At 49.4% G+C, this 26,927-nt stretch carries 24 protein-coding genes, 2 pseudogenes and 1 other annotated feature; of the genes and pseudogenes, 20 read left to right on the plus strand and 6 right to left on the minus strand.

Translation table 11 applies throughout. The features are described 5' to 3' along the window. The first annotated feature begins 241 nt into the window (after positions 1-241). The 19 genes and pseudogenes from H0248_RS00005 (at position 242) to ihfA (ending at position 20,582) form a co-directional block, all read left to right on the plus strand. On the plus strand, positions 242-499 hold the full coding sequence (locus H0248_RS00005) for a hypothetical protein (RefSeq protein WP_039514724.1): 258 nt from the start codon (positions 242-244) through the stop codon (positions 497-499). Positions 500-894: 395 nt separating this feature from the next. Further along, positions 895-3,063 carry a sensor domain-containing phosphodiesterase gene (locus H0248_RS00010; protein WP_180784209.1) on the plus strand — a complete coding sequence of 723 codons (2,169 nt, stop codon included), beginning with the start codon at positions 895-897 and terminating at the stop codon, positions 3,061-3,063. Positions 3,064-3,224: 161 nt separating this feature from the next. Beyond that, complete coding sequence (locus H0248_RS00015) at positions 3,225-4,970, plus strand: sensor histidine kinase (protein ID WP_180784210.1); 1,746 nt, start codon at positions 3,225-3,227, stop codon at positions 4,968-4,970. Then, a complete protein-coding gene (locus H0248_RS00020; RefSeq protein WP_180784211.1) occupies positions 4,967-5,716 on the plus strand; it encodes a LytR/AlgR family response regulator transcription factor in 750 nt (249 codons plus the stop codon). The genes H0248_RS00015 and H0248_RS00020 overlap by 4 nt, the downstream gene beginning before the upstream one ends. A gap of 184 nt (positions 5,717-5,900) precedes the next feature. Continuing rightward, the gene (locus H0248_RS00025) at positions 5,901-7,124 is read left to right on the plus strand and encodes an L-lactate MFS transporter (protein WP_180784212.1); all 1,224 of its coding nucleotides are present in this window, start codon (positions 5,901-5,903) and stop codon (positions 7,122-7,124) included. Between the two features lie 184 nt (positions 7,125-7,308). Continuing rightward, positions 7,309-7,536 (plus strand): annotated as a pseudogene (locus tag H0248_RS00030) (glycerophosphodiester phosphodiesterase family protein); the annotation flags it as partial. 163 nt (positions 7,537-7,699) lie between these two features. Then, on the plus strand, positions 7,700-8,581 hold the full coding sequence (gene htpX / locus H0248_RS00035; RefSeq protein ID WP_180784213.1) for a protease HtpX: 882 nt from the start codon (positions 7,700-7,702) through the stop codon (positions 8,579-8,581). 354 nt (positions 8,582-8,935) lie between these two features. Continuing rightward, the gene (gene ogl, locus H0248_RS00040; protein ID WP_010275714.1) at positions 8,936-10,102 is read left to right on the plus strand and encodes an oligogalacturonate lyase; all 1,167 of its coding nucleotides are present in this window, start codon (positions 8,936-8,938) and stop codon (positions 10,100-10,102) included. Between the two features lie 213 nt (positions 10,103-10,315). Then, complete coding sequence (gene kdgR, locus H0248_RS00045; RefSeq protein WP_180784214.1) at positions 10,316-11,107, plus strand: DNA-binding transcriptional regulator KdgR; 792 nt, start codon at positions 10,316-10,318, stop codon at positions 11,105-11,107. Between the two features lie 257 nt (positions 11,108-11,364). Continuing rightward, entirely contained in the window at positions 11,365-11,628 is a 264-nt protein-coding gene (locus H0248_RS00050; protein WP_180784215.1) for a YebO family protein, read from the plus strand. A gap of 127 nt (positions 11,629-11,755) precedes the next feature. Next, the gene (locus tag H0248_RS00055; protein ID WP_039275153.1) at positions 11,756-13,156 is read left to right on the plus strand and encodes an amino acid permease; all 1,401 of its coding nucleotides are present in this window, start codon (positions 11,756-11,758) and stop codon (positions 13,154-13,156) included. Between the two features lie 254 nt (positions 13,157-13,410). After that, positions 13,411-15,339: a threonine--tRNA ligase gene (gene thrS, locus H0248_RS00060; protein ID WP_180784216.1), complete on the plus strand. Its 1,929-nt coding sequence runs from the start codon at positions 13,411-13,413 to the stop codon at positions 15,337-15,339. Between the two features lie 2 nt (positions 15,340-15,341). Next, positions 15,342-15,884, plus strand: coding sequence for a translation initiation factor IF-3 (gene infC, locus H0248_RS00065; protein ID WP_110162960.1), 543 nt, complete (start codon positions 15,342-15,344; stop codon positions 15,882-15,884). Between the two features lie 95 nt (positions 15,885-15,979). After that, positions 15,980-16,177 (plus strand): 50S ribosomal protein L35, encoded by a 198-nt coding sequence (gene rpmI, locus H0248_RS00070; protein WP_010275699.1) that lies wholly within the window; start codon positions 15,980-15,982, stop codon positions 16,175-16,177. Between the two features lie 43 nt (positions 16,178-16,220). Beyond that, positions 16,221-16,577: a 50S ribosomal protein L20 gene (gene rplT, locus H0248_RS00075; RefSeq protein WP_005968887.1), complete on the plus strand. Its 357-nt coding sequence runs from the start codon at positions 16,221-16,223 to the stop codon at positions 16,575-16,577. A gap of 85 nt (positions 16,578-16,662) precedes the next feature. After that, positions 16,663-16,787: a sequence feature (Phe leader region), on the plus strand. Beyond that, entirely contained in the window at positions 16,668-16,712 is a 45-nt protein-coding gene (gene pheM, locus H0248_RS00080) for a pheST operon leader peptide PheM (protein WP_106120997.1), read from the plus strand. It overlaps the preceding feature by 45 nt. 108 nt (positions 16,788-16,895) lie before the next feature. Continuing rightward, positions 16,896-17,879 carry a phenylalanine--tRNA ligase subunit alpha gene (pheS, locus tag H0248_RS00085; protein WP_014915263.1) on the plus strand — a complete coding sequence of 328 codons (984 nt, stop codon included), beginning with the start codon at positions 16,896-16,898 and terminating at the stop codon, positions 17,877-17,879. Positions 17,880-17,893: 14 nt separating this feature from the next. Beyond that, a complete protein-coding gene (gene pheT, locus H0248_RS00090; protein ID WP_180784217.1) occupies positions 17,894-20,281 on the plus strand; it encodes a phenylalanine--tRNA ligase subunit beta in 2,388 nt (795 codons plus the stop codon). Positions 20,282-20,285: 4 nt separating this feature from the next. Beyond that, on the plus strand, positions 20,286-20,582 hold the full coding sequence (gene ihfA / locus H0248_RS00095) for an integration host factor subunit alpha (RefSeq protein WP_009112984.1): 297 nt from the start codon (positions 20,286-20,288) through the stop codon (positions 20,580-20,582). Between the two features lie 60 nt (positions 20,583-20,642). Here the strand turns inward: ihfA and H0248_RS00100 are convergent, their stop codons facing one another. The 3 genes from H0248_RS00100 to nadE form a co-directional block, all read right to left on the minus strand. Then, complete coding sequence (locus tag H0248_RS00100; RefSeq protein ID WP_180784218.1) at positions 20,643-21,068, minus strand: nitrous oxide-stimulated promoter family protein; 426 nt, start codon at positions 21,066-21,068, stop codon at positions 20,643-20,645. A gap of 159 nt (positions 21,069-21,227) precedes the next feature. Beyond that, positions 21,228-22,115 (minus strand): aromatic amino acid DMT transporter YddG, encoded by an 888-nt coding sequence (gene yddG / locus H0248_RS00105; RefSeq protein ID WP_180784332.1) that lies wholly within the window; start codon positions 22,113-22,115, stop codon positions 21,228-21,230. An 88-nt stretch (positions 22,116-22,203) separates the two neighbouring features. Next, a complete protein-coding gene (gene nadE / locus H0248_RS00110) occupies positions 22,204-23,028 on the minus strand; it encodes an ammonia-dependent NAD(+) synthetase (RefSeq protein ID WP_180784219.1) in 825 nt (274 codons plus the stop codon). A gap of 225 nt (positions 23,029-23,253) precedes the next feature. Here nadE and osmE point away from each other — a divergent pair, with 225 nt between their 5' ends. After that, complete coding sequence (osmE, locus tag H0248_RS00115) at positions 23,254-23,583, plus strand: osmotically-inducible lipoprotein OsmE (RefSeq protein WP_180784220.1); 330 nt, start codon at positions 23,254-23,256, stop codon at positions 23,581-23,583. A gap of 146 nt (positions 23,584-23,729) precedes the next feature. Here osmE and H0248_RS00120 read toward each other — a convergent pair whose 3' ends face one another. The 3 genes and pseudogenes from H0248_RS00120 to paeX all read right to left on the minus strand — a co-directional run bounded on the left by H0248_RS00120 (position 23,730) and on the right by paeX (position 26,905). Continuing rightward, a complete protein-coding gene (locus H0248_RS00120; protein WP_180784221.1) occupies positions 23,730-25,124 on the minus strand; it encodes an L-cystine transporter in 1,395 nt (464 codons plus the stop codon). Between the two features lie 240 nt (positions 25,125-25,364). Continuing rightward, positions 25,365-25,871, minus strand: a pseudogene (locus H0248_RS00125) (metal-dependent hydrolase); the annotation flags it as partial. 80 nt (positions 25,872-25,951) lie between these two features. After that, entirely contained in the window at positions 25,952-26,905 is a 954-nt protein-coding gene (gene paeX, locus H0248_RS00130; RefSeq protein ID WP_180784223.1) for a pectin acetylesterase PaeX, read from the minus strand. Positions 26,906-26,927 lie beyond the last annotated feature (22 nt).

The following is a 26,927-nucleotide window of genomic DNA, read 5'->3' on the forward strand; positions in this document are numbered from 1 at the left end:
AAATATATGTTCTACTAATTGGAGTCATTACCCACTCGATTATCAAAAACCCTAATAATAGTCAGGCAGTCATAGTATCGTCTTATTCCATCTCCTGATTTGCTTTAAACGTGTAAGTCACTTGATCTAAATCATAATCTGGCCGTATGCATTTTGATTTTATGGAAATCCCGCTATGGGAAATATAACCAATAAATTCGTTTCATTAAGCATGCGCATGACTGCGTGTCGCGGAGGATGTATGTCTGTAATTCGCACGTGTTTAAGTCTGTTTGGTGGTGATACGGTCATTGTTAGGTGTACAAATACATTTGAAGTGCAAATGAGCAGTAGTGAACAGGAAACCATGACGGAAGAGAATAGTGCTACGCAGGATTCTATTTGTCGTCATGCTGAAGGCGAAGTGTATTTAACGGTCCCTTATACTGGGATTTGGGATGTCGTGATCCGAGCAAAAAACGACACACCTGAGCATTCAATAACCTATTTTCCTGCCTGATGACACCTTGGTTGGTTATATTCTGTTAATAACTTGATAATACCTTGTCTTTATCTGGTCATGAGTACTTGAATATACCAACCTTTCCCTTCCTTTTCTTCTCTCATCGCTCAACGTTGTGAGTGCGTCAGTATCTTTTTATTGCGCTTTTCATCTATTATCTTAATTGATGCTTCCACTTGTTATTCTTAATAATTTGTAAAGATGATAGAGTCTGGATCTTTTGCCATACTCATACTTAGCCACTATGCATCTTGACTCTTGGCAAGATTAAGGGGGCTTTGGTTTGCTAACGTTGGTTTGCTGTTCTTATCATGCTCATTGCTGCAACATTTTGGATTTATAGCTAAATTTTTGTCTAATCTGAACATTAATACGGTGGGAGGGGGGAACCCATGAGTCGTGCCCCAATAAGCAAAGATGAAGACAAACGTCTTGCTGCTCTTCGTGAGTATGGAATTAAGAACGTATTATTCGACCCAGGTCTGAGTAACCTGATTAGTCTGGCCGCTAACATCTTCAGCGTGCCTATCGTTTTGGTGTCGTTGGTCGAGGCTGAACGCCAATTGTTTGCCGCTAGTATAGGCGTTTCTTTTTGTGAAACGCCTCGCGATATCTCTTTTTGCGCGCATACGATCCTAAAGAAAAAGATCATGGTCGTGCCGGATGCCCTTAAGGATGCCCGTTTTAAAAATAACCCACTGGTTGTAGGCGTTCCCTACATTCGTTTTTATGCTGGCATTCCATTAATTACACCGTCTGGGCATGCCATCGGCACCTTGTGCATTATCGATTTGAAACCCAGAGCGACATTCACTAAACGTGATGAGCATAATTTGCAAGATCTGGCTTCATTAGTCATGGATAAGCTGGAAATGCGACGTCTGGAACTGGCGCGTAAAGCCAGTCAGGTGCGTTTTGAAAATATTGCCAATACCTCGCCCGATACCATTTTGTGCGTTAATGAGAAGGGGATGATCACCTTCTGGAATACCGCAGCGGAACACATGCTGCAATATCCTGACGAGGAAATTATTGGCCGCAGTATTAATACCATCGTGCCTGATGCCTTTGTCGTGCAGCTCGATCATCTGATCACCGATCGGGATTCGCTGATGAAAGGCGTGACGCTGGAACTGAACGTACAAGCCAAAAGCGGTTGTCTGGTTCCAGTCGAATTGTCGGTTTCGATGTGGGAAGACAACGACAATGTTAGCTATGGCGCGATATTGCGTGACATTACAGAACGGCGACGCAATGAAGAGCGGCTGTTCTTACTCGCGCATCTGGATCCACTAACCGGATTGGCAAACCGTACGCTGCTGACATCCAATCTGGAAACTGCACTCAAGAATGAACCTGCGGTTTGTATCATGATGGTCGATCTGGACGGGTTTAAGGATGTGAATGACAGCCTGGGGCATTCCTGCGGCGATCATATTCTGGTACATGTCGCCAAAAAAATAAAAGCCACGGTTCGCTCCGGTGATGTTGTTGCGCGAATGGGCGGGGACGAGTTTGCGCTACTGTTTCCCGGCCTGAATGACAAAAAGGTCGCGGGCAGAATTGCCGATCAAATCATCCATGAAATTTCCCAAGCGATAATTATTGACGATCATCAAATCAATATTAGTGCCAGTATCGGTGCGGTGCTGTACCCAGAATACGGGCTGACCGTGCAGGATCTGTTGACCAGCGCGGATCTTGCGCTGTATCAGGCGAAATCTGCAGGTCGAAACTGCTACCGCTTTTTTACGCGCGAGCTGCTTGAGGCCTTTCAGGCTAAGCATGCCTTCCAGTTAGAATTTGTGCGCGCTTACGAGCAGCATGAGTTTGAGATGTTCTATCAGCCACAGGTCAAACTGGCGACCAATGAGGTTGTTGGTGCTGAGGCGCTGCTGCGTTGGCGTCATCCGGAAAGAGGGCTGCTTAGCCCTGCGGCATTTCTTACCGCATTGGAAAACGGCCCGTGGGCAGAACGCGTCGGGGATTGGATCGTCGAAACGGCATGCAGGCAGGCGGCGGAATGGAGCGAGGCGAGCGACAGCTATTTTCGTATCAGCATTAATCTTTTCAGCGCACAGTTTCGTACCGGTATGTTGGCGCAAAAGATTATGGATATTCTTGCGCGTACCGGGTTACAACCCAGTTCGCTGGAGCTGGAAATCACGGAAAATATCATCCTGCGTTACGATGAAAGCATGCTACAGCCGTTAAATTCGCTACGTGAAGCGGGAATTGGTATTGCCTTTGATGATTATGGCACGGGCTATGCCTCGCTCAGTATGCTTAAAAACTACCCAGTGACTCGGTTGAAAATCGATCAAACTTTTGTTCGAACCATGTGCGAGTCTCCGCCGGATGCGGCGATTGTCCGGGCGATCTTGTATCTCGGGAAAAGTTTCGGCCTGGGTGTGATTGCAGAGGGTGTGGAAACATTAGAGCAGAGCGAGCGTCTGCGGGGTAAAGGGTGTGAGGAAGCGCAGGGGTATCTGTTTGGGCATCCGATGCCTGCGGAGGAATTCACCCAATTGCTGAAACTGAATAAGCCAATAGACGTGTAAGCAAGATAGACGAACAGCGTTTTACCATCCTGTCCTACCAGAAAGCCAGCGTTCGCTGGCTTTCATACTTTGCACTCGCCGCGCGGTTCACAGACTAAAAAGTGGAATATGGATCACATTTTTTCTATAGTGCTGGCTCGTAACCCAGTACCGGATGTCCCGTGCACGAAATATTTGAGATGCTCCTTGCGGTCTTCGACCGCGCCGCGCTGATGCTGATTTGTCTGTTTTTCCTGACAAGAACGCGTCAGTTCCGGCAATTACTGCAAAAAGAGCAACACTCGCCAGGAGAGCGGGTGACGGTGACGGCCATCTTTTCGCTGTTTGCGCTGTTTGGTACGTATTCCGGCATTAATGTTGAAGGGTCGCTCGTCAACGTACGCGTGATTGCCGTGATGTCCGGCGGTATTCTCTTCGGTCCTTGGGTAGGCATTGCGACCGGTATCATTGCGGGAGCACATCGTTACCTCATTGATATCGATGGCATCACCTCCGTCCCTTGCCTGATTACCAGCATCATCGCGGGTATCACTTCTGGCTACATCAATAAGAAAGTCAAAAAAGAACAGCAGTGGAGCATCGGGATTCTGGGCGGCATGCTGTGTGAGTCGTTAACCATGTTGCTGGTTGTGGCATGGGCGACGCCGATTGAATTAGGGCTGGATATTGTTTCAAAAATCGCCGTGCCGATGATTCTTGGCTCTGTCTGTATTGGCCTGATCGTCCTGCTGGTGCAAAGCGTGGCGAATGAAAAAGAGGTCATTGCCGCCAGACAGGCCAAACTCGCGCTGGATATTGCACACAAGACATTGCCGTATTTCCGCAATATCAACAGCGATTCACTGACGGCCATCTGTAGGATCATTCGGACTGAAATTAATGCAGATGCGGTGGCAATAACGAACACGCAGCACATTCAGGCGTATGTGGGAATTGGGGAAGAAAAGTATAATATCGGCCACGACATTATCAGCCCAATGACGCAGCAGGCGATTCATGACGGGAAAATCATCATTAAAAATAATGATGAACAGCACCTGACGCCGGAAATCCATTCGATGATCGTCATCCCGCTGTGGGAACACGGGCAGGTAACCGGCACGCTGAAAATCTATTATCGCCATGCGCATAAAATTACCTATTCATTACGCGTGATGGCCGTCGGTTTATCGCAAATCATGTCAACGCAAATTGAAGTGTCCCGCACAGAGCAACTGCGTGATATGGCAAATAAAGCGGAACTGAGAGCGCTACAAAGTAAGATCAATCCGCACTTTCTTTTTAATGCGCTGAATGCGATTTCCTCATCTATTCGTATTAATCCCGATACCGCGCGCCAGTTGGTGATCAATCTGTCTCGCTATTTGCGCTATAACCTCGAACTTAACGACGATGAGCTGATCGATATAAAGAAAGAGCTGTACCAAATTCAGGATTATATCGCGATTGAGCAGGCACGGTTCGGTGCCAAGTTAACGGTGATTTACGATATCGACGACGATTTAGCGTACAAAATCCCCAGCTTGTTAATTCAGCCGCTGGTCGAAAACGCGATTGTGCACGGTATTCAGCCTTGCAGAGGCAAGGGGACCGTGGTGTTGTCCGTGAAGGATCAGGGCGATAAGTTGCTGGTGGCGGTCAAAGATACGGGTAATGGCATTAGTCAGGAAACGATGGATCGCGTCGCGCGTAATGAATTGCCAGGGAATAGAATTGGCCTGTTGAATGTCCATCACCGGGTCCGCTTGCTCTATGGCGATGGGCTGCATATTCGCCGCCTGGAACCGGGGACCGAAATTTATTTCTACATTCCACGAGAAGACAAAACCCCGTCGGCGTTGCCGGATGCCATTCAGGTGCCACAACCGGGATATTCTGCTGCTGAACAAACAGGAGGCAACCCATGAAAGCCATTATTGTTGAAGATGAGTTCCTCGCGCAGCAAGAGCTGAGTTACCTCATCAAACAGCACAGTGATATTACGATTGAGGCGACATTCGATGACGGGCTGGATGTATTGAAATATCTGCAACATAACGACGTCGATGCGATCTTTTTGGATATCAATATCCCCTCGTTAGATGGCGTCTGGCTGGCGCAAAATATCAGCAAATTTGCTCATAAGCCTTACATTATTTTTATTACGGCGTACAAAGAACATGCGGTTGAGGCGTTTGAAGTCGAAGCCTTCGATTACATTCTCAAGCCGTATCATGAATCGCGCATTGTTACGATGTTGCGTAAGCTGGAAACGACCTGGCAACAGCGACAAATGGCGCCTGCTGTTGAAACGGGCGTGCCTTCTGGTGCCCCGAGAAGTGCGCAGCACACCATTAACCTGATGAAAGACGAACGGATTATCGTCACGGATATTAACAATATCTACTATGCGGCTGCGCAGGAAAAGGTCACGCTGGTTTATACCCGGCGTGAGGAATTCATCATGCCGATGAATATTACGGAGTTTTGCAGTCGCTTGCCGGAAGACTACTTCTTCCGCTGCCATCGCTCTTACTGCGTCAACCTGACGAAAATCCGTGAAATTGTGCCGTGGTTTAACAATACCTATATTCTGCGATTGAACGATCTAGATTTTGAAGTCCCGGTAAGCCGAAGCAAGATAAAGGCGTTCAGGTCATTGATGCGCCTTTAACGGCATTTCATTCCGCGTTTCAGGCATCTCATTCCCCATTCGATCAACCACTGTCAGCCCGCTTGTATACTGGCCTCAGCCCATAAGCTGACAGTGTTTTGATGAAATTTCTCTTCTCCACATCAGCTTATATTTTTTAGCGTACCGAGTGAATCGGACCAATTTTTGATGTAGGGGAAAGCCCATGAATACCAAACCAGTTAACCGGGGATTAATCGTCCTCGGTACGATCATCACCCAAATGGGACTCGGCACGATTTACACCTGGAGTTTATTCAACCAGCCGCTGGTGGACAAATTTGGCTGGACGCTGAGCTCCGTGGCGACGACGTTTTCCATTACCAGTTTCTGTCTGGCCTTTGCCACGCTGTTTGCCGGTAAATTTCAGGAGCGTATTGGTCTGCGCCGCTTAACGATGATCGCTGGTATCGCACTGGGTGCGGGTCTGATGGCGAGTGCAGTAAGCCCGTCGCTGACGCTGATTTATCTGCTGATGGGCGTTGTTGTCGGTTTTGCGGACGGCACAGCTTACATCACGACGCTGTCCAATCTGATCAAGTGGTTCCCTAACCGGAAAGGGTTGATTGCGGGCATTTCTGTTGGTGCCTTTGGTACCGGAAGCCTGCTGTTCAAATACGTAAACAGCTTTTTGATTGCGGAAGTCGGTGTGTCAGAAGCCTTTTTCTACTGGGGCATTATTGTCATGGCGATGATTTTGGTTGGTAGCTCACTGCTGAAAGAACCTGCTGCAGTACCGGTTCAACAGGTTGCTGTTCAGGGGCAGGCGCGTGATTTCTCGCTGGCTGAAATGTTGGCAACTAAAGAATCGTATTTGCTGTTTATTATCTTCTTCACCGCGTGCATGAGCGGCCTGTATTTGATTGGCATTGTGAAAGATATCGGCGTGCAAATGGCCGGAATGGATATGGCAATGGCGGCCAATGCCGTGTCTGCGATTGCGATTTTTAATACCGTCGGACGGATTGTGCTTGGTGCGCTTTCCGATAATGTCGGACGTATGCGGGTGATCAGTTTTACCCTGTTCGTGACGATTCTGGCGGTGTCAGTGATGACATTCCTGCCGCTTAACCCGCTCCTGTTCTTTACCTGTGTCAGCGCGATTGCCTTCTGCTTTGGCGGCAATATCACGGTGTTCCCGGCGATTGTGGGCGATTTCTTTGGCCTGAAAAATCACAGCAAAAACTACGGCGTGATTTATCAGGGGTTCGGTATCGGTGCATTGTCTGGTTCGTTTATCTCGGCTCAGCTTGGAGGCTTTCAGGCTACCTTTATGGCCATCATCATTATGTCTGTCGTTTCGCTGCTGATCACCCTGTGGGTTAAACCGCCGAAACATCAACCCGTTGCTGCTTCAATGCGTACGGATATGGCACACGCACAGAGCTAACCGAATATACGAATGCAGGACAGCAGGGCTGGATATTACTGGAAGCCTTTAGCGTGTGGAATGGATTGCCGATTTCTAAGAAAAACAATGGCTTACATGGTGTCGATGCGCATCTGTTGGTGAACGGTCCGTTGCAGGTCGCCCACATCACCCAGCTTGCGGAGATGATGAAGAAGACGGAATTTTTGATCATATTGATGCGGTGACCGAAGCGTATGCCGAGTTTCAACGGCTTGGGATTCGGATTTGGGTGAACACGCTGGATTGCTCGCATTCGCTCGACTATAGCGACACACGCGCCTTAGCTGAACCTGACGCTGTATGGGGCGCATTAATTCGCGCGGGTGTGGGGGCGATTCAGGTGGATCACGCTGCCGAATTTATCGAATTTCGGTCAATGTTGTCGTGCTGACATATTAGGATTGACAGCCGGCAGAATGTCGCTTTCCTTTTGAAAAGTGTAAAGTTATGTGGATTTAGTAACTGAAAAGTTAAGAATGCTTGAAAATGCCACGGCAACCCATACGATGTATGGGTGCAAACTTTATCTTTCTGCAAGAGGAAATCAGACCTTTATGATGCGTATTGCGCTTTTCCTGATCACCAACCTGGCGGTGATGTTGGTTTTCGGGCTGGTACTCAGCCTGACGGGAATTCAGTCCAGCAGTGTCCAGGGCTTAATGATTATGGCTGGACTGTTTGGCTTTGGCGGTGCGTTTGTTTCACTGCTGATGTCTAAATGGATGGCGTTACGGTCCGTTGGCGGTGAAGTCATTGAACAACCACGTAACGAAACTGAACGCTGGCTGATGGAAACGGTTCGTTCACAGTCACAACAGGCTGGGATCGCGATGCCACAGGTGGCAATCTACCATGCACCGGACATCAACGCGTTCGCGACGGGAGCCCGTCGTGATGCGTCGCTGGTGGCTGTGAGTACTGGTTTACTGCAAAACATGAGCCGTGACGAAGCGGAAGCTGTTATCGCGCATGAGATTAGCCACATCGCGAATGGCGACATGGTGACCATGACGTTGGTTCAGGGGATCGTAAACACCTTCGTTATCTTTATCTCTCGTATCATCGCGCAAGTCGTTTCCAGTTTCCTGTCCGGCAACCGTGACGAAGGTGAAAGCAGTAACGGTAACCCGCTGGTTTACTTTGCTGTCGCCACCGTGCTGGAACTGGTGTTTGGCATTCTTGCCAGCATCATCACCATGTGGTTCTCACGCTACCGTGAATTCCATGCGGATGCCGGTTCAGCCAAGCTGGTGGGGCGTGAGAAAATGATCGCTGCCCTGCAACGCTTGAAGACCAGCTATGAGCCGCAGGAAGAGAGCAGCATGATGGCTTTCTGCATTAACGGAAAATCGAAATCCTTCAGCGAACTGTTCATGTCACACCCGCCGTTGGATAAGCGTATCGAAGCGCTGCGCTCCGGCGAATACCTGAAGTAATTTACGATATTATCTTCTACCGTTATCTTCCCAAAGGCCCATTCGGGCCTTTGTTATTTCTGCGTTTATTGGTTCATCGAACCTGCATTTTCTCCGCCCGAATGTTTTCATTAGATCTGAAACAGGTGGTGAAAATATGAAGAATGTTTTATAAAATAAAACCACGATCACGGAAAAATGAAACATTGTTTCTATAATGCCGATATAACAGGCGTCTCGCGTGAGATTGGTGGCCTGATTTTTGAACAACCGGTGTCGGGATAACCGATTTATCGGGCGATCGAAATGTCAGGTTATCGAAGAGTATGCGCGTGTGGTGCCAGATTCTTCATGATAAGTTCTAAGGATTTACGGATGGCCAAAGGTAACAAGATCCCCCTAACGTTTCATACCTACCAGGATTCAGCAACCGGCACCGAAGTTGTGCGTTTAACCCCGCCCGATGTTATCTGCCATCGCAACTATTTCTACCAGAAGTGTTTCTTCAATGACGGTAGCAAACTGCTGTTTGGTGCTGCATTTGATGGCCCGTGGAATTACTATTTGCTGGATTTAAAAGAGCAGAGCGCTACGCAGCTGACTGAAGGCAAAGGTGATAACACCTTCGGTGGCTTCCTGTCTCCGAATGACGATGCGCTGTATTACGTTAAAAATACCCGTAATCTGATGCGTGTCGATCTGGCTACGCTGGAAGAGAAAACGATTTATCAGGTGCCTGACGATTGGGTTGGTTACGGCACCTGGGTTGCCAATTCCGATTGCACTAAAATGGTCGGTATTGAGATCAAAAAAGAAGACTGGAAGCCACTGACCGATTGGAAAAAATTCCAGGAATTCTATTTCACCAATCCTTGCTGTCGTCTGATTCGCGTCGATTTGATAACGGGCGAAGCGGAGACTATCCTTCAGGAAAATCAGTGGCTGGGTCACCCAATTTACCGTCCGGGTGATGACAACACCGTTGCTTTCTGCCACGAAGGTCCACATGACTTGGTTGATGCGCGTATGTGGTTCATCAATGAAGATGGTACCAACATGCGTAAAGTGAAAGAGCATGCGGAAGGCGAGAGCTGCACCCACGAATTCTGGGTTCCAGATGGCTCAGCGATGATTTACGTCTCTTACCTTAAAGACGATACCAATCGCTACATCCGTAGCATCGATCCGGTTACGCTGGAAGATCGCCAACTGCGTGTCATGCCGCCGTGTTCTCACCTGATGAGTAACTATGATGGTACGCTGCTGGTGGGTGATGGTTCTGATGCGCCAGTCGATGTGCAGGACGATGGTGGTTACAAAATTGAGAACGATCCGTTCCTGTATGTTTTCAATCTGAAAACAGGCAAAGAACATCGCATTGCACAGCACAATACATCCTGGGACGTGTTGGAAGGTGACCGTCAGGTTACTCACCCACACCCTTCCTTTACGCCAGATAATAAACAAGTTCTGTTTACTTCTGACGTAGATGGAAAACCTGCGCTGTATCTGGCGAAGGTTCCTGATTCAGTCTGGCACTAATAATACTAATAAATCCGCGTCACATTTTATGGCGCGGATTATTTAAAATATTTTCTTACATATTATTTTATTAAGTCTCTGATGCGGTTATTTCTCAAACTTAACTTGATTATCGTTATTGCTCCATTGCCATAATCAAAGCGTTCCCTTTATACTAAAACCATTGTTCTATTTTTTTTAAAACAAAAAAACCTGAGTAGGGTAACCACAAAAATGGCTAGTGCAGATTTAGATAAACAACCCGATTCCGTGTCGTCCGTTTTAAAGGTTTTTGGTATTTTACAGGCATTAGGTGAAGAGAGAGAAATTGGTATTACCGAGCTTTCTCAGCGAGTCATGATGTCTAAGAGTACCGTTTACCGCTTCTTGCAGACGATGAAATCCCTGGGCTATGTTGCGCAGGAAGGTGAATCAGAGAAATATTCGCTGACGCTTAAGTTGTTTGAACTTGGCGCAAAAGCATTGCAGAACGTAGATTTAATCCGCAGTGCGGATATACAGATGCGTGAGTTGTCTGCACTAACGCGTGAAACAATCCACCTTGGCGCGTTGGATGAAGACGGCATCGTTTATATCCACAAGATTGATTCTATGTATAACCTGCGTATGTATTCACGCATTGGCCGTCGCAATCCGTTGCACAGTACCGCAATTGGTAAAGTGCTGTTGGCTTGGCGCGATCGCGGTGAAGTGGAAGAGATTTTATCAACTGTCGAATACACGCGCAGTACGCCACACACGCTGTGCTCTGCTGAAGCGCTTCTCAATCAATTGGATGTCGTGCGTGAGCAAGGCTACGGAGAAGACAACGAAGAGCAAGAAGAAGGGCTGCGTTGTATTGCCGTGCCAGTATTCGATCGCTTTGGTGTGGTGATTGCGGGCCTCAGTATTTCTTTCCCAACGATTCGTTTTTCAGAAGAAAACAAACACGAATATGTCGCTACGCTGCACACCGCAGCCAGAAATATCTCTGAGCAAATGGGCTACCACGATTACCCTTTCTGATATTCCCTATCAATGCCTGAGCCTGTCCTTGCCGACAGGCTTTTTTATGGCGAGCCATTCCTGGCTGTCACCCTGCGCGCCGTCGCAAGCGACGTTGAAAAACGTTCCCCACGTTTTTTTATTTTTGTACCAACACGATAGCGATGCACATCAACACGATGTGGATAACGGATAGGGTTGGGTATCGAACTTGGCTATGCCACGGTGGTAAGATAGCTCACAGGTACCTGTCATAAGTGGTTATAAGTGGAGTCGTTGTGAACATATTAGAAGTGGTTTTTGTCTTGCTGATTGTGCTGCTGGCCGCGCTGGTCTGGTTTTTTGTTAATCGGGCGAGTGTCAGAGCGAATGAGCAAGTGAAATTGCTGCAGGAAATCGTAGAGCAGCAACGCCAGCAGTTAGCGTTATTGAAAAAATTGCTGCCCCAGAATGCAGAGAAAAGTGAGCCTGAGACGTTTGCCGCTGAGCGCGATCGTGATGATGTGGAGTTAACGTTTAAAAGTGTCATCCCGGAACGTTAATGGCTCAATCACTGTGTAACGCGTAAAACACCTATCCCTTTGTCTGCTTACGTCATCCTTCATGCTGATGGCGTAAGCAGGCATGGTTATAAAATGAAGAAGGCTTTACAGGAAGCACAAAAACAACATGGCAAATGCTCAAAACAACATAGCAAACGATCAACAGGAATTGGTTCTAAAACGAGGGTTAAAGAATCGACATATTCAACTGATTGCGCTGGGTGGCGCGATTGGTACCGGATTATTTTTAGGGATATCGCAGACTATCCAAATGGCAGGGCCGTCCGTTTTATTGGGCTATGCGATTGCCGGAATGATTGCGTTTCTGATTATGCGGCAGTTGGGTGAGATGGTGGTGGAGGAGCCGGTTGCGGGTTCGTTTAGCCATTTTGCCTATAAGTACTGGGGCGACTTTGCGGGCTTTTTGGCTGGCTGGAACTACTGGGCGATGTTTATTCTGGTAGGGATGGCTGAACTGACGGCCGTGGGAATTTATATTCAATACTGGTGGCCTGAAACGCCAACCTGGCTGTCCGCCGCGATATTTTTTGTGCTGATCAATCTTATCAACCTGGTTAATGTGCGGATGTTTGGGGAAACGGAATTCTGGTTTGCCCTGATCAAAGTGCTTGCCATCGTTGGGATGATTGTCTTCGGCAGTTGGCTGCTGCTAAGTGGCAATGGTGGCGAAACGGCAACAGTACGTAACTTATGGATCCATGGCGGATTCATGCCGAATGGCGCAAGCGGATTGATCATGGCGATGGCGGTGATCATGTTTTCATTCGGCGGTTTGGAATTGGTGGGTATTACTGCTGCCGAAGCGGCCGATCCGAAGCGTTCTATTCCGCAGGCGACCAATCAGGTGGTTTATCGCATCCTGATTTTCTATATCGGCGCGCTGTCTATTTTGTTATCGCTTTATCCGTGGGGAAAGGTTGTCGATGGCGGGAGTCCGTTTGTTCTGATTTTCCATGCTCTGAATAGCAACATGGTGGCAAACATACTTAATATCGTCGTGCTAACGGCGGCGTTATCGGTTTATAACAGCGGCGTGTACTGCAATAGCCGGATGTTGTACGGTTTGGCAAAACAGGGAAATGCGCCGAAATCTCTCGCGAAGGTCAACGCGCGTGGTGTTCCCGTTCGTTCTATCGTGCTGTCAGCATTAGCGACATCGTTCGGCGTGGCGATCAACTATCTGATGCCAGGCAAAGCCTTTGAACTGTTGATGGCGCTGGTGGTGTCGACGCTGGTGATTAACTGGATCATGATTTGCTTTGCGCACCTGCGTTTTCGTCAGGCGATGATAGAGAAGGGCATTGTTCCTGCGTTTAAAGCCTTCTGGTATCCGTGGGGTAACTACCTGTGTCTGGCGTTTCTGGCGGGGATTCTGGTGATTATGCTGCTTTCGCCAGGAATTCGCATTTCGGTCATCTTAATTCCGTTCTGGATTGCCGTTATTTGGCTTGGCTTCCGATTCTCCCGCAAAAATAATGCAGCGATGAAGTCGGTGCAGACACAGTAACCCCCGTAGCCTGTTCATCACGATGCAAAGATGAACAGGCCACTATCTGGCTTTAACACACTACTTATAAGGTGTATTATTGCCCCGACGTTATCCATGTCACGCTAATGCGCACCTTTAGTGTTCGCATCATGTGTATATATTTCACAGAGTAAAGAGAAATAGCATGGTTAACACTTTTGATTTTCAATTGATATACGATTTTTTGCATGTGAGCTTTCGTGTGGCTCACCACTGTAAATAAGGGAATTATAATGCCAGTTATCACCCTTCCTGATGGAAGTCAGCGTCATTACGACCACGCCGTTTCTCCCCTCGATGTTGCACTTGATATTGGTCCCGGTCTGGCAAAAGCCTGTATCGCAGGACGTGTCAATGGCGAGTTGGTTGACGCCAGCGATAAGATCGATACCGATGCGCAGTTAGCTATCATCACCGCTAAAGATGAAGCCGGTCTGGAAATTATTCGCCACTCCTGTGCGCACCTATTGGGCCATGCAATTAAGCAACTGTGGCCAGATACCAAAATGGCGATTGGTCCTGTTATCGATAACGGTTTTTACTATGACGTTGATATCGACCGTACCCTGACTCAGGAAGACATTGAGCTGCTCGAAAAGCGTATGCATGAGCTTGCTGACACTGACTATGACGTCATTAAGAAAAAAGTCAGTTGGCAAGAAGCGCGTGATGCGTTCGCTGCACGCGGTGAGACTTACAAAATGGCGATTCTGGATGAGAACATCAGTCGTGATGATCGTCCGGGTCTGTATCACCATGAAGAATACATCGATATGTGCCGTGGTCCGCACGTACCGAATATGCGTTTCTGCCACCATTTCAAATTGCAGAAAACGTCCGGTGCTTACTGGCGTGGTGACAGCAAAAACAAAATGCTGCAACGCATTTACGGCACTGCATGGGCAGATAAAAAGCAACTGGCTTCTTATTTGCAACGTCTTGAAGAAGCGTCTAAGCGTGACCACCGTAAGATCGGCAAACAGCTTGACCTGTACCATATGCAGGAAGAAGCGCCAGGTATGGTGTTCTGGCACAACGACGGCTGGACGATCTTCCGCGAGCTGGAAGCATTTGTGCGCATGAAGCTGAAGTCGTACCAGTATCAGGAAGTAAAAGGTCCATTCATGATGGATCGCGTGATGTGGGAAAAAACCGGTCACTGGGAAAACTACAAAGAAGCGATGTTCACGACGTCATCAGAAAACCGTGAATACTGCATCAAGCCAATGAACTGCCCAGGCCACGTACAGATTTTCAATCAGGGATTGAAATCATACCGCGATCTGCCGCTGCGTATGGCTGAGTTCGGTAGCTGTCACCGTAATGAACCGTCAGGTTCTCTGCATGGCTTAATGCGTGTACGCGGCTTCACTCAGGATGATGCGCACATCTTCTGTACGGAAGAGCAGGTTCGTGATGAAGTGAATAGCTGCATCAAGATGGTGTATGACATGTACAGCACCTTCGGTTTTGAAAAAATCGTGGTGAAACTGTCTACGCGTCCTGAAAAACGCATTGGTAGCGATGAGATGTGGGATCGCGCTGAAGCCGATTTGGCGGCTGCGTTGACTGAAAATAACATCGAATTCGCCTATCAGGCGGGTGAAGGGGCGTTCTACGGCCCAAAAATTGAATTTACCCTGCATGACTGTTTGGATCGTGCGTGGCAGTGTGGTACGGTGCAACTCGACTTTTCATTACCGGGCCGTCTGAACGCGTCTTACGTTGGCGAAAGCAACGAGCGTCAGGTGCCGGTTATGATTCACCGGGCTATTTTGGGATCAATGGAGCGTTTCATCGGTATTCTGACCGAAGAATTCGCCGGTTTCTTCCCGACCTGGTTAGCCCCGGTTCAAGCGGTGATTATAAATATCACTGATAGCCAGTCTGATTATGTCAACGAATTGACCCGAAAACTGCAAGAAGCGGGCATTCGTGTAAAAGCAGACTTGAGAAATGAGAAGATAGGCTTTAAAATCCGCGAACACACTTTACGCCGTGTTCCCTATATGCTGGTTTGTGGCGACAAAGAAGTCGAGGCAGGAAAAGTTGCTGTCCGCACTCGTCGTGGTAAAGACCTGGGGAGCATGGATGTCAGTGAAGTCATCAGTAAGCTGCAACAAGAGATTCGCAGCCGTAGTCTTCATCAATTGGAGGTATAAGTATTAAAGGCGGAAAACGAGTTCAACCGGCGCGTCCTAATCGCATCAACAGAGAGATTCGCGCACACGAGGTACGTCTATCAGGCGTCGAAGGCGAACAGCTGGGCATCGTAAGTCTAAATGAAGCATTAGAAAAAGCCGAAGAAGCAGGTGTTGATTTAGTTGAAATCAGTCCGAACGCCGAGCCGCCGGTTTGCCGAATTATGGATTACGGCAAGTTCCTTTATGAGAAGAGTAAAGCTACAAAGGAACAGAAGAAAAAACAAAAAGTTATTCAGGTCAAGGAAATTAAATTCCGACCTGGTACCGATGATGGCGACTATCAGGTCAAACTACGCAACCTGATTCGCTTTCTTGAAGATGGTGACAAAGCTAAAATCACACTGCGTTTCCGCGGTCGTGAAATGGCGCATCAACAGATTGGTATGGAAGTGCTTAACCGCGTTCGTGACGATCTGAGTGAACTGGCAGTGGTCGAATCCTTCCCAACGAAGATCGAAGGCCGTCAGATGATCATGGTGCTAGCACCGAAGAAGAAACAGTAAGGCATTCAAGTAGCAAGACCGTACAACCTCTGTGTTGTACGGCTTTGTTCGCCTTATCTGATTCGTTTTATTAACAATGCGAAGTGGAAATAACAATGCCAAAGATCAAAACAGTACGTGGCGCCGCTAAACGCTTTAAAAAAACCGCAAGCGGTGGCTTTAAGCGTAAGCATGCTAACCTGCGTCATATTCTGACCAAAAAGTCAACTAAGCGTAAACGTCACCTGCGTCCAAAAGGTCTGGTCTCCAAAGGGGATCTGGGTCTTGTTATCGCATGTCTGCCGTACGCATAAGTAACCTTTTTTTAATTCAGAATAAGACTTTAGGAGAGAGCATATGGCTCGCGTAAAACGTGGTGTAGTTGCCCGTGCACGTCACAAGAAAATATTGAAACAAGCGAAAGGTTACTACGGTGCCCGTTCGCGTGTTTATCGTGTTGCCTTCCAGGCAGTAATCAAAGCTGGTCAATACGCTTACCGCGACCGTCGTCAACGTAAACGTCAATTCCGTCAGCTGTGGATTGCACGTATCAATGCGGCAGCTCGTCAAAACGGTTTGTCTTACAGCAAATTCATCAACGGCCTGAAAAAAGCTTCTGTTGAAATTGACCGTAAGATTCTGGCTGATATCGCAGTATTCGATAAGTTAGCGTTCAGCGCGCTGGTCGAAAAAGCGAAAGCAGCACTGGCGTAAGTCAGTTGAAAGAGGGAGCTTTGGCTCCCTCTTTTCGTCGAGCTCTACACTTTTCGTTTTTATTATTTATAAGACAAAGGTAACGCAAGTATGAACGCTGCTATTTTCCGTTTCTTTTTTTACTTTAGCGCCTGAATTCAGGGGGCTTTGCGCGTAAGAAAAGAAACGAAAAGTAGCGCTTAAGCCTCCCCATAGGGAGGCTTTTTTGTTTACAATAATCGGTTTTTACTCTTGTTTTTAGTAACATTTATCGTTTTGATTAAAACGACATTCTTCAATCATGACCGTTGGCCACATAGGCAGAAAAAGAGGAACACAATGCCACATCTCGCAGAGCTGGTTGCCAAAGCCAGAACAGCTATAGAAGAGGCTCAGGATGTTGCCGCACTGGAAAATGTGCGTGTCGAATATCTGGGCAAAAAAGGTCACTTAACCCTTCAGATGACCTCGCTGCGCGAGTTGCCGGCTGAAGAGCGCCCTGCGGCTGGTGCTGTCATTAACCAAGCTAAACAAGACGTTCAGGACGCGCTGAATGCCCGTAAGCACATGCTGGAATCCGCTGAGTTAAATGCGCGTCTGGCGCAAGAAACCATTGATGTTTCCCTGCCGGGCCGCACCATTGAAAATGGTGGCTTGCATCCGGTGACCCGTACCATCGATCGTATCGAAACCTTCTTCGGCGAGCTGGGCTTTTCCGTGGTAACCGGGCCAGAAATCGAAGACGATTATCACAACTTTGATGCGCTAAATATTCCAGGGCACCACCCTGCGCGTGCTGACCACGACACGTTCTGGTTTGATGCGACACGCCTGCTGCGTACACAGACGTCTGGCGTTCAGATTCGTACCATGGAAAAGCAGCAACCGCCTATCCGTATCATCGCGCCAGGTCGCGTTTATCGTAACGATTACGATCAGACCCACACGCCGATGTTCCATCAGATGGAAGGATTGATCGTCGATAAAGACATCAGTTTCACCAACCTGAAAGGCACGTTGCATGATTTCCTGCGTAATTTCTTTGAGGAAGATTTGCAGGTTCGCTTCCGTCCGTCTTATTTCCCGTTTACCGAACCGTCTGCTGAAGTGGATGTGATGGGTAAAAACGGCAAATGGCTGGAAGTCCTGGGCTGCGGTATGGTGCACCCGAACGTCCTGCGTAATGTCGGTATCGACCCAGAAGTGTATTCCGGTTTCGCGTTCGGTATGGGCATGGAGCGTCTGACGATGCTGCGCTATGGCGTGACCGATCTGCGTGCATTCTTCGAAAACGATCTGCGTTTCCTCAAACAGTTTAAGTAAGGCGGGTATACATCATGAAATTCAGTGAACTCTGGTTACGCGAGTGGGTAAACCCAGCGGTTGACAGTGAAACGCTATCTGAACAGATCACGATGGCAGGGCTGGAAGTGGATGGCGTTGAGCCTGTTGCTGGCGCATTCCACGGCGTGTTTGTTGGTGAAGTGGTTGAATGTGGGCAGCACCCGAACGCAGACAAACTGCGTGTGACGAAAATCAATGTCGGCGGCGAGCGCCTGCTGGACATCGTCTGTGGCGCGCCGAACTGCCGTCAGGGCCTGAAAGTGGCGGTGGCGACGGTCGGTGCCGTCTTGCCGGGCGATTTCAAAATTAAAGCCGCCAAGTTGCGTGGTGAACCGTCTGAAGGCATGCTGTGCTCATTTTCCGAGTTAGGTATTTCCGACGACCACGATGGCATCATTGAACTGCCAGCAGACGCGCCGATTGGCACGGATATTCGTGAGTACCTGAAGCTGGATGACAACGCGATTGAAATCAGCGTGACGCCAAACCGTGCTGATTGCTTAGGCATTATCGGTGTGGCACGTGATGTGGCTGTGTTGAATCAACTGGCGTTGAATGAACCGACTATTGAGCCCGTTGCTGCGACGATTCAGGATACCTTCCCGATTCAGGTCGATGCGCCGCAGGCATGTCCGCGTTACTTAGGCCGTGTGGTGAAAGGCATCAACGTTAAGACGGCAACGCCACTGTGGATGCGCGAAAAGCTGCGCCGCTGCGGTATTCGTTCTATCGATCCGGTGGTTGATGTAACGAACTACGTTCTGCTGGAGCTCGGTCAACCAATGCACGCATTCGATCTTGATCGCCTCAACGGCGGCATTATCGTGCGTATGGCGACAGAAGGCGAAACGCTGACGCTGCTGGATGGTAACGAAGCGAAGCTGAACGCGGATACGCTGGTTATCGCTGACCAGCAGAGTGCGCTGGCGATGGGTGGTATCTTTGGCGGCGAGCATTCTGGCGTCAATGAAGAAACGCAAAATGTTCTGCTGGAATGCGCTTACTTCAATCCGCTGTCGATTACCGGACGCGCACGTCGTCACGGTTTGCACACCGATGCGTCTCACCGCTACGAGCGTGGCGTCGATCCGGCGTTACAGCACAAAGCCATTGAGCGTGCGACTCGCCTGCTGATCGATATCTGTGGTGGCGAAGCGGGTCCGGTCGTTGATGTGACTAGCGAGGCAGATTTGCCAACTCGTGCAACGATTACGCTGCGCCGTGAGAAATTGGATCGCCTGATTGGCCATGTGATTGCCGATGAGCAGGTGAGCGATATTCTGCAGCGTTTGGGTTGTAACGTCGCGAAAACCGATGCAGGTTGGCAGGCGACGGCACCGAGCTGGCGCTTCGACATGGAAATTGAAGAAGATCTGGTTGAAGAAGTCGCGCGTATTTACGGCTACAACAATATTCCGAATATTCCGACCCAGGCTCCGTTGATTATGACCTCGCATCGCGAAGCGTCACTGTCATTGAAGCGCGTGAAGACATTATTAGTCGATCACGGCTACCAGGAAGCAATTACTTACAGTTTTGTTGACCCGAAAATTCAGGGATTAATCCACCCTAATGAAGCGTCGCTGAGCCTGCCGAGCCCGATTTCCGCAGAGATGTCGGTGATGCGTTTATCGCTGTGGAGCGGCTTGCTGAGCGCGGCGGTGTATAACCAAAACCGTCAACAAAGCCGCCTGCGCCTGTTTGAAAGCGGTCTCCGTTTTGTACCGGACACCCGTGCTGACCTGGGGATTCGTCAAGATCTGATGCTGGCGGGTGTGATTACTGGCACGCGTTATGAAGAGCATTGGGATCTGGCGCGTCAGGCCGTTGACTTCTATGATTTAAAAGGCGATTTGGAAGCGGTACTGGCATTGACGGGCAAGTTGTCTGAGATTGAGTTCAAGGCCGAAAATAATCCGGCATTGCATCCAGGACAAAGTGCTGCTATTTATCTGTGCGGAGAACGCATTGGATTTATTGGCGTTATTCACCCAGAACTGGAGCGCAAGTTGGATCTTAACGGGCGCACCGTGGTGTTCGAATTGTTATGGGATAAGGTCGCAGATCGCGTATTGCCTGAGGCGAACGAGGTTTCCCGCTTCCCAGCGAACCGTCGCGATATCGCCGTTGTGGTCGCTGAAAATGTTCCTGCGGGCGATATTGTGGCTGAGTGTAAGAAAGTTGGCGCAAATCAGTTAGTTGGCGTAAACTTATTCGATGTGTACCGAGGGAAGGGCGTAGCGGAAGGTTATAAGAGTCTGGCTATCAGTCTGACCCTGCAAGATACCACGCGTACACTGGCAGAAGAGGAAATTGCCGCTACCGTTGCAGAATGCGTAGCAGCATTAAAACAGCGATTCCAAGCATCCTTGAGGGATTGAACCTATGGCGCTTACTAAAGCTGAAATGTCAGAATACCTGTTTGAGAAGCTCGGGCTGAGCAAACGGGATGCCAAAGAGCTAGTCGAGCTGTTTTTTGAAGAAGTTCGTCGCGCTTTGGAAAATGGCGAGCAGGTCAAGTTGTCAGGTTTTGGCAATTTTGATTTGCGAGACAAGAACCAACGTCCGGGACGTAACCCAAAAACTGGCGAAGATATTCCGATTACGGCGCGCCGTGTGGTCACGTTCCGTCCGGGGCAAAAGCTAAAAAGCAGGGTAGAGAACGCCTCTCCCAAAGAGTAACAGTGTCACCCAAAAAGGCCGCGCAAGCGGCCTTTTCCTATCTTACTCGCCTCATTTTGCCTATTTCGACGTCGATTCGGTATCTGCTGGTGCCATATGCTGCGAGGCTAAACGCGTTGCTCGTCCATTTGGCGTTTTTGGCGCTGTCTCTTTCTTCGGATAGTCCGGCACTGGCCGATGATCGTCAATTAAATGGCGTATTGCCAGAATCGGGTGACGCAACAACATCCGCGGCCCCGACCAGCGCATAATCGCTTTGATCGCCTCACGTCGGGCGGGTTGATAGCAGTGAATGGGGCAATGTTTACACGCGGGTTTATCTTCACCGAATTGACAGCGTTCCAGACGCTTGATGGCGTAGTTGAATAAGTCTTTATGCTGCGCGTTATCGCCGGTTTCAGGATGATGCTTTTCATACAGCTCGATCATCAATCCAACGGTACGGATCTCCCGCTGTCGGTATTTTCCCAGGGGTTTTCTCGCCATGTGCGTCATGTCCTGATGAAATCATAATAGATGTATTTTAAATGCAATTTATTGCAAGGGGAACCACTGAAGTCACATCTATGTAGTAAAGCAGAGGGAAAAAGGCGAGGAGGCCCCTCGCCGAGGAAGGTCGTAATCAGGCCTGACCGAACCAACCTGTCAGCTCGGGGATGAGCGTGTCGCATACCAGCAGAGTAGCGAACCTGCTGTGACCATGACGACACCTTGCCAGAATGATATAGCGGGCGTGATATTGAGCCAGAGCGCGGCCAATAGTGTAGAAAGCACGGGCGTGAAATAAGAGGCGGTTGCCAGCAACGTCAGGTTGCCATGCTGAATACCGATATTCCAGACGGAATAGGCTAATGCGGTCGATGTGCCCATAAATAGCAGTTGCAGCGAACTGGGTAAGGTTAATGAAATCGCCCCTTCGGCACTGAAGGCATACTGAACCCAGAGTAGGAATGAGGCGACGAAAAAGAACAGCGAGACGCCGCTTTTACCCTGTCCGTAACGCCTGGTGATGTTGCAGTAGAGCGCCCAGGTCAGGGCCGCAGAAAACGCCAGGCTGTAGGCCAACGGGTTAGCTAAGATGTTGTTCCACAGCAGTTCTGGTGTCCAGTCGCTTTCTCCTTCCATAATCCACACGATGCCGCCCAGCGAGAGTGCAAGACCGGGCCAGAGCAGGAAACGACTTTTCTGCTGATTGATAAAAAGAGAAAAGAACACGGTCAAACTGGGCCATAAATAGTTAATCATCCCTATTTCTATCGCCTGCATGCGGCTATCCGCTAGCCCGATGGACAGCGACAGAAATATCTCGTAGCAGACAAACATCGCGCCGCCTGCGAATAAATAGACTCTGGGCAGCGTCTTAATGCGGGGAAAACCGTAAAAGGCCAATAGACATAGCGTGCTGGTGGAGTAAATCATCGCCGCACCGCCGATGGGGCCGAGTGCTTCTGTCAGGCTACGGATAAGCCCGACGGATGTGCTCCATAAAACGATCGCCAGTAAGCCCGTGAGTGTGGCGCGCTGTGGTGTCATATTCATACCTGGTCATGAAGTCTGTGCAGAAGAAACTAAAAGCAAACCAGACGCCGTTATCTTCATCTGGTTTGCTCATCACGATGGTTTATCGCCAGAAGTCATCAAAAACGGTAATCGGCGGACGACGCTTGTGTTCAGTTTTGCGATACCAGTTTTCGATGATGGCCGCATCCTTAGCTTCAACCTGCTTGCCTTCCAGATAATCGTCGATCTTTTCATAGGTCACACCCAGCGCGACTTCATCTGGGAGAGACGGGCGGTCTTCTTCCAGATCGGCGGTAGGGGCTTTGGTATAAAGATGAGAAGGGCAGCCAAGTTCGCGCAGCAGCGCTTTGCCCTGACGCTTATTCAACCGGAAAATCGGGTTGATATCTGTACCGCCATCACCGTATTTGGTGAAAAAACCCGTTACCGCCTCTGCTGCATGATCGGTGCCAACGACAAGCCCAGCATTCATGCCTGCGATGCTGTACTGCGCTTTCATGCGTTCTCTGGCTTTCTCGTTGCCTTTTACAAAATCGGAAAGCTCCACGCCAATGGCGCGCAAGGTGGCTTCACTGGCTTCAATCGCCGGCTTGATATTGACGGTTAGTACGCGGTCTGGTTGGATAAACGCGATGGCATCCTGACAGTCGGCTTCATCCGCCTGCACGCCGTAAGGCAGCCGAACGGCGATGAACTGATAGCGAGAATTTCCGGTCTCATTACGTAATTCCGTGATAGCCGTCTGGCACAGTTTACCGGTCAGCGTAGAGTCCTGACCGCCGCTAATACCCAAAACTAACGACGTAACGAACGGGTGAGCATTCAGATAATTCTTTAAAAAATCAACGCTAACACGGATTTCCTGTGCTGGATCGATGCTACTTTTCACTCCCAGCGCAGTGATAATGTCGTTTTGTAATGACATGCCATCCCCTCTTGAACTTATTGATACTGCAAAAGAATTATTACGATACCCTGAGTGTAAAACGAATTGGCGTGAAGAAAAAGAATAAGCTGTCAGGTAGTCATTTTCCCTATAGATAACCGGTTTTTGACTATCGGCCAATAGGTTACATCTCTGCGTTATGATTTGAAAAAGGGGTCGCCGCCGACTAGCCTTAGGGTGACCCATTAATAATGAGGTGATGAGATGAAGAATAACAGATTACTGATATGTATTGCGGCAACTGGTGCTGTCATGCTGGCGGGATGTTCGGCTTATAACAAGGCAGAAAGCTATGTCAATGAGCCTGTGGTGAAAGATGTGAAAGTGGGAATGACGAAGCAGCAGGTTCATCAACTTGCAGGTAGCGGAGTAGAAAAACGTCTGGTAAATGCCAAAGGCACCTGTAGCGATTATCTGCTGAAAAACCGTGATGGCACAGCGCAGAACTATTTCGTTAGCTACAACGAAATGGGCCATGTTCTCAATAAAGGCTTCCAGAGCTGCCAGGCTTACGATACTAACCCGCAGCGCTAACTAGCCCGATGGCACGATATCGTTATTAGAAAAGTGTCATAAAAAATGTAGGGACCGTTTTTCAACGTTGTGCAGCAACGGTCCGTCATAAAAAAACGCCGATAGCATCAAGCCGTCGGCGTTTTCTTTTGTGCAGCAAGTGTGGCTTAGCGGTGCGTCAACTCAGCGTCATCCTGTGCGTTGAAAACCGTTTTGTCCGTCTGCTTCATCAACTGGCTGGTGGCGGTACCGGCGGTCATAGATCCGCTGACGTTAAGTGCGGTACGGCCCATGTCGATCAGCGGCTCAATGGAGATGAGCAACGCGACAAGCGTTACCGGCAACCCCATCGCGGGCAGAACGATTAATGCGGCAAAGGTGGCACCGCCGCCCACACCGGCTACGCCAGCAGAACTGATGGTGACGATACCGACCAGCGTCGCGATCCAGACAGGCTCCAACGGGTTGATGCCAACTGTTGGCGCGACCATCACGGCCAGCATTGCTGGGTAAAGCCCCGCACAGCCGTTCTGACCGATTGTCGTGCCGAAAGAGGCGGCAAAGCTGGCGATAGATTGCGGTACGCCAATACGGCGCGTTTGCGCCTCAATGCTGAGTGGAATCGTCGCCGCGCTGGAACGACTGGTAAACGCGAACGTTAGGACAGGCCAGACTTTGCGATAAAAACGAGCCGGATTGATGCCTGTGAACGACAGGATCAGCGCATGGACGCCGAACATCATCGCCAGTCCCAGATAGGACGCGACAACGAAGCTGCCCAGCTTGAGGATGTCTTGCAGGTTAGAACTGGCGACCATTTTGGTCATCAGCGCCATGACGCCGTAGGGGGTCAACTTCATCACCAGACGAACGAGCTTCATTATCCAGGATTGCAGCGTGTCAATGGCGGTTAAAACGCGTTCGCCTTTGACCGCGTCATCTTTCAGCAGCTGTAACGCCGCAACGCCAAGGAATGCGGCGAAGACGACGACGCTGATGATAGACGTCGGGTTCGCGCCGGTCAGCTCAGCAAACGGGTTTTTAGGAATGAATGATAGGATAAGCTGAGGCACGTTAAGGTCAGCGACTTTTCCAGCATAGTTGCTTTCAATCGCCGTTAATCGCGCGGTTTCTTGCGCACCTTGCACCAGTCCGGTTGCCGTCAGGCCAAACAGGTTAGTCACAAAAACACCGACCAACGCGGAAATCAGCGTGGTGATCAACAGGGTAGAAAGTGTCAGTACGCTGATTTTCCCTAATGATGAGGCATTATGCAGCTTGGCAACGGAATTGAGGATGGAGATAAAGACCAGCGGCATGACGATCATCTGTAACAGCTGCACATAGCCATTACCCACGATGTTAAACCATGAAATGGACTGCTTAACAACCGGGTTGTCACCACCATAAATCAGATGCAGTGCCAGACCAAATAGTACCCCGACAACCAAACCCAGCAACACTTTCTTTGCCAGACTCCAGGATGGGTTACGGCTGGCGTAACCTAATCCGAGCAGTAATACGACAAATAGCAGAATATTTATGAGTAGCGGAAAATTCATCCGGCTTTGCTCCCTATTAGTGAGTCGCGTCACGCTGCCTACAATCTCGCGCGATAATGCAGATCGGCGGAGGTAGCGTGATTTTTTGCGATGAAAAATAACAAACGCGCACAGGATAGCAGGTCTTTTGCCATCATGTTACAGGGATATGTCTGACGGTAAGTAACGCTGTTACTTCACGTATTGAAAGAGGTAGGTTTGCGCGGACTGTAAAAAGCGAAACGACTGCTCATAGGTGCAGCAATCCAGATTCTTTTGTGGCTGATACAGCGAAAAACCGATACAGGCAAGACACAGAAAGCGTTCCAATTGATTGCCTTTTTGGCTGTTTAAAATCGGCAAGCGGAAACGCCAGCGACAGGGCCAGAGCAGAGGAACGCCAGAGGGCGTCAGCATATCCGCGAGAATGTGGCTCAGATAACCGACGATCATGGCATGGTAGGCATCGGTCGGAATCAGCCAGTCTGGCGGCAGGCGCGTCTGAATAAAGAAAATACCGGCGGCGATGGCAAGGAGGCTGTGCGTAAACCCACGATGACCAAAGAGGCGGGCAATGGGCGAAGAAAGCCATTTCAGGCGCTGCCCGAGGACGGATTTAGGGTGATCAATATCGGGCAGCAGCGCGGTAAGGAGCGCACCGGGAATAATGTGCCACCAGTCTCCAGTAGCCAGTGCTGGCGATAGCTCAACTTTCTTAGCCAGAATCGCGCAGGCAACAGAAAACAGCAGGTGTCCTTCCGCAGTCATGAAACTTCTCAAATAAAACTGTTATTTTATACAGTATAAGAGATTATCCCTGTCTGCGGAAGTAGTGACGGCGTAACGATTTATTTCGACGGTTCGTTACTTACCGGTAAAACACGCAGCCAATTGTCCAGCAACTGAGGCCAGGCAGCCGCTGGAAGCCCTTTGGTACCGCGCAGGCCGAAACCGTGTTTCCCTTTTTCAAACAGATGCATTTCGACGGGAATCTGTTTTTCCCGCAGCGCGCTGAACATCACTAGACTGTTATCAACCGATACTGACGGGTCGTCAACGGCATGCACCAGAAACGTGGGGGGCGTCTGAGCGGTAACCTGCTTCTCCGGAGAATAACGCAGCACCTGCGCTTCCGTCGGCTGCTCGCCGATTAACTGTTTGCGCGAACCTGCATGCGCAATATTCGCCTGCATTGAAATAACGGGGTACATCAGCACCATGAAATCAGGGCGTGCGCTTACGCTATCAATGGCATCCGTTGCGGGGTAAACAGACTGGGCGAATCGGGTCCCCAGGCTGGCAGCAACATGACCACCTGCGGAGAATCCCATAATACCGATACGCTGTGGGTTTATGTGCCACTTCTCTGCGTTGGCTCTCAGGGTTCTGATTGCACGTTGGGCATCAGCTAACGGGGCGTCAGCGCCTTCTTTATGGTCTTCACCAGGCATGCGATAGGTCATCACGAAAAGGGTGTAGCCCTGTTGATTAAAGAACGGTGCCAGATCGCTACCTTCCTTATCCAACACGACGCGCTGGTAAGAACCGCCAGGCGTAATGAGTAACGCCATACCATTGGACTTCTCTGCCGGATAAACGGTAATTTCGGGGCTGCGAATCCCAGTTGCTGCCCGATCGGGAAGAGAGGGATCTTTGCTCCGCTCGACCACTTGCGGCTGTACCGTTGAAGAAGAGGCACCTGGCGCTTCGCCGTGTGGCCAGACAGGAAAAACAGGTTGGGCGTGACTTAATCCATTTACAGACATCATAATGGCCCCGACAAGCAGAGAACGAACAATCATGATAGATCACCTGACAAAGGGA

The sequence above is a fragment of the Pectobacterium brasiliense genome (assembly GCF_013449685.1).
Taxonomy (GTDB): Bacteria; Pseudomonadota; Gammaproteobacteria; order Enterobacterales; family Enterobacteriaceae; genus Pectobacterium; species Pectobacterium brasiliense_A.

What these genes read in the sequence shown, in the direction of transcription:
- thrS (WP_180784216.1), top strand. Translation starts at nt 13,411, where the DNA reads ATGCCAGTTATCACCCTTCCTGATGGAAGTCAGCGTCATTACGACCAC.
- htpX (WP_180784213.1), top strand. Translation starts at nt 7,700, where the DNA reads ATGATGCGTATTGCGCTTTTCCTGATCACCAACCTGGCGGTGATGTTG.
- H0248_RS00025 (WP_180784212.1), top strand. Translation starts at nt 5,901, where the DNA reads ATGAATACCAAACCAGTTAACCGGGGATTAATCGTCCTCGGTACGATC.
- H0248_RS00055 (WP_039275153.1), top strand. Translation starts at nt 11,756, where the DNA reads ATGGCAAATGCTCAAAACAACATAGCAAACGATCAACAGGAATTGGTT.
- rplT (WP_005968887.1), top strand. Translation starts at nt 16,221, where the DNA reads ATGGCTCGCGTAAAACGTGGTGTAGTTGCCCGTGCACGTCACAAGAAA.
- H0248_RS00005 (WP_039514724.1), top strand. Translation starts at nt 242, where the DNA reads ATGTCTGTAATTCGCACGTGTTTAAGTCTGTTTGGTGGTGATACGGTC.
- H0248_RS00120 (WP_180784221.1), bottom strand. Translation starts at nt 25,124, where the DNA reads ATGAATTTTCCGCTACTCATAAATATTCTGCTATTTGTCGTATTACTG.
- H0248_RS00010 (WP_180784209.1), top strand. Translation starts at nt 895, where the DNA reads ATGAGTCGTGCCCCAATAAGCAAAGATGAAGACAAACGTCTTGCTGCT.
- H0248_RS00020 (WP_180784211.1), top strand. Translation starts at nt 4,967, where the DNA reads ATGAAAGCCATTATTGTTGAAGATGAGTTCCTCGCGCAGCAAGAGCTG.
- paeX (WP_180784223.1), bottom strand. Translation starts at nt 26,905, where the DNA reads ATGATTGTTCGTTCTCTGCTTGTCGGGGCCATTATGATGTCTGTAAAT.
- osmE (WP_180784220.1), top strand. Translation starts at nt 23,254, where the DNA reads ATGAAGAATAACAGATTACTGATATGTATTGCGGCAACTGGTGCTGTC.
- nadE (WP_180784219.1), bottom strand. Translation starts at nt 23,028, where the DNA reads ATGTCATTACAAAACGACATTATCACTGCGCTGGGAGTGAAAAGTAGC.
- rpmI (WP_010275699.1), top strand. Translation starts at nt 15,980, where the DNA reads ATGCCAAAGATCAAAACAGTACGTGGCGCCGCTAAACGCTTTAAAAAA.
- kdgR (WP_180784214.1), top strand. Translation starts at nt 10,316, where the DNA reads ATGGCTAGTGCAGATTTAGATAAACAACCCGATTCCGTGTCGTCCGTT.
- yddG (WP_180784332.1), bottom strand. Translation starts at nt 22,115, where the DNA reads ATGACACCACAGCGCGCCACACTCACGGGCTTACTGGCGATCGTTTTA.
- pheS (WP_014915263.1), top strand. Translation starts at nt 16,896, where the DNA reads ATGCCACATCTCGCAGAGCTGGTTGCCAAAGCCAGAACAGCTATAGAA.
- ihfA (WP_009112984.1), top strand. Translation starts at nt 20,286, where the DNA reads ATGGCGCTTACTAAAGCTGAAATGTCAGAATACCTGTTTGAGAAGCTC.
- ogl (WP_010275714.1), top strand. Translation starts at nt 8,936, where the DNA reads ATGGCCAAAGGTAACAAGATCCCCCTAACGTTTCATACCTACCAGGAT.
- pheT (WP_180784217.1), top strand. Translation starts at nt 17,894, where the DNA reads ATGAAATTCAGTGAACTCTGGTTACGCGAGTGGGTAAACCCAGCGGTT.
- H0248_RS00100 (WP_180784218.1), bottom strand. Translation starts at nt 21,068, where the DNA reads ATGGCGAGAAAACCCCTGGGAAAATACCGACAGCGGGAGATCCGTACC.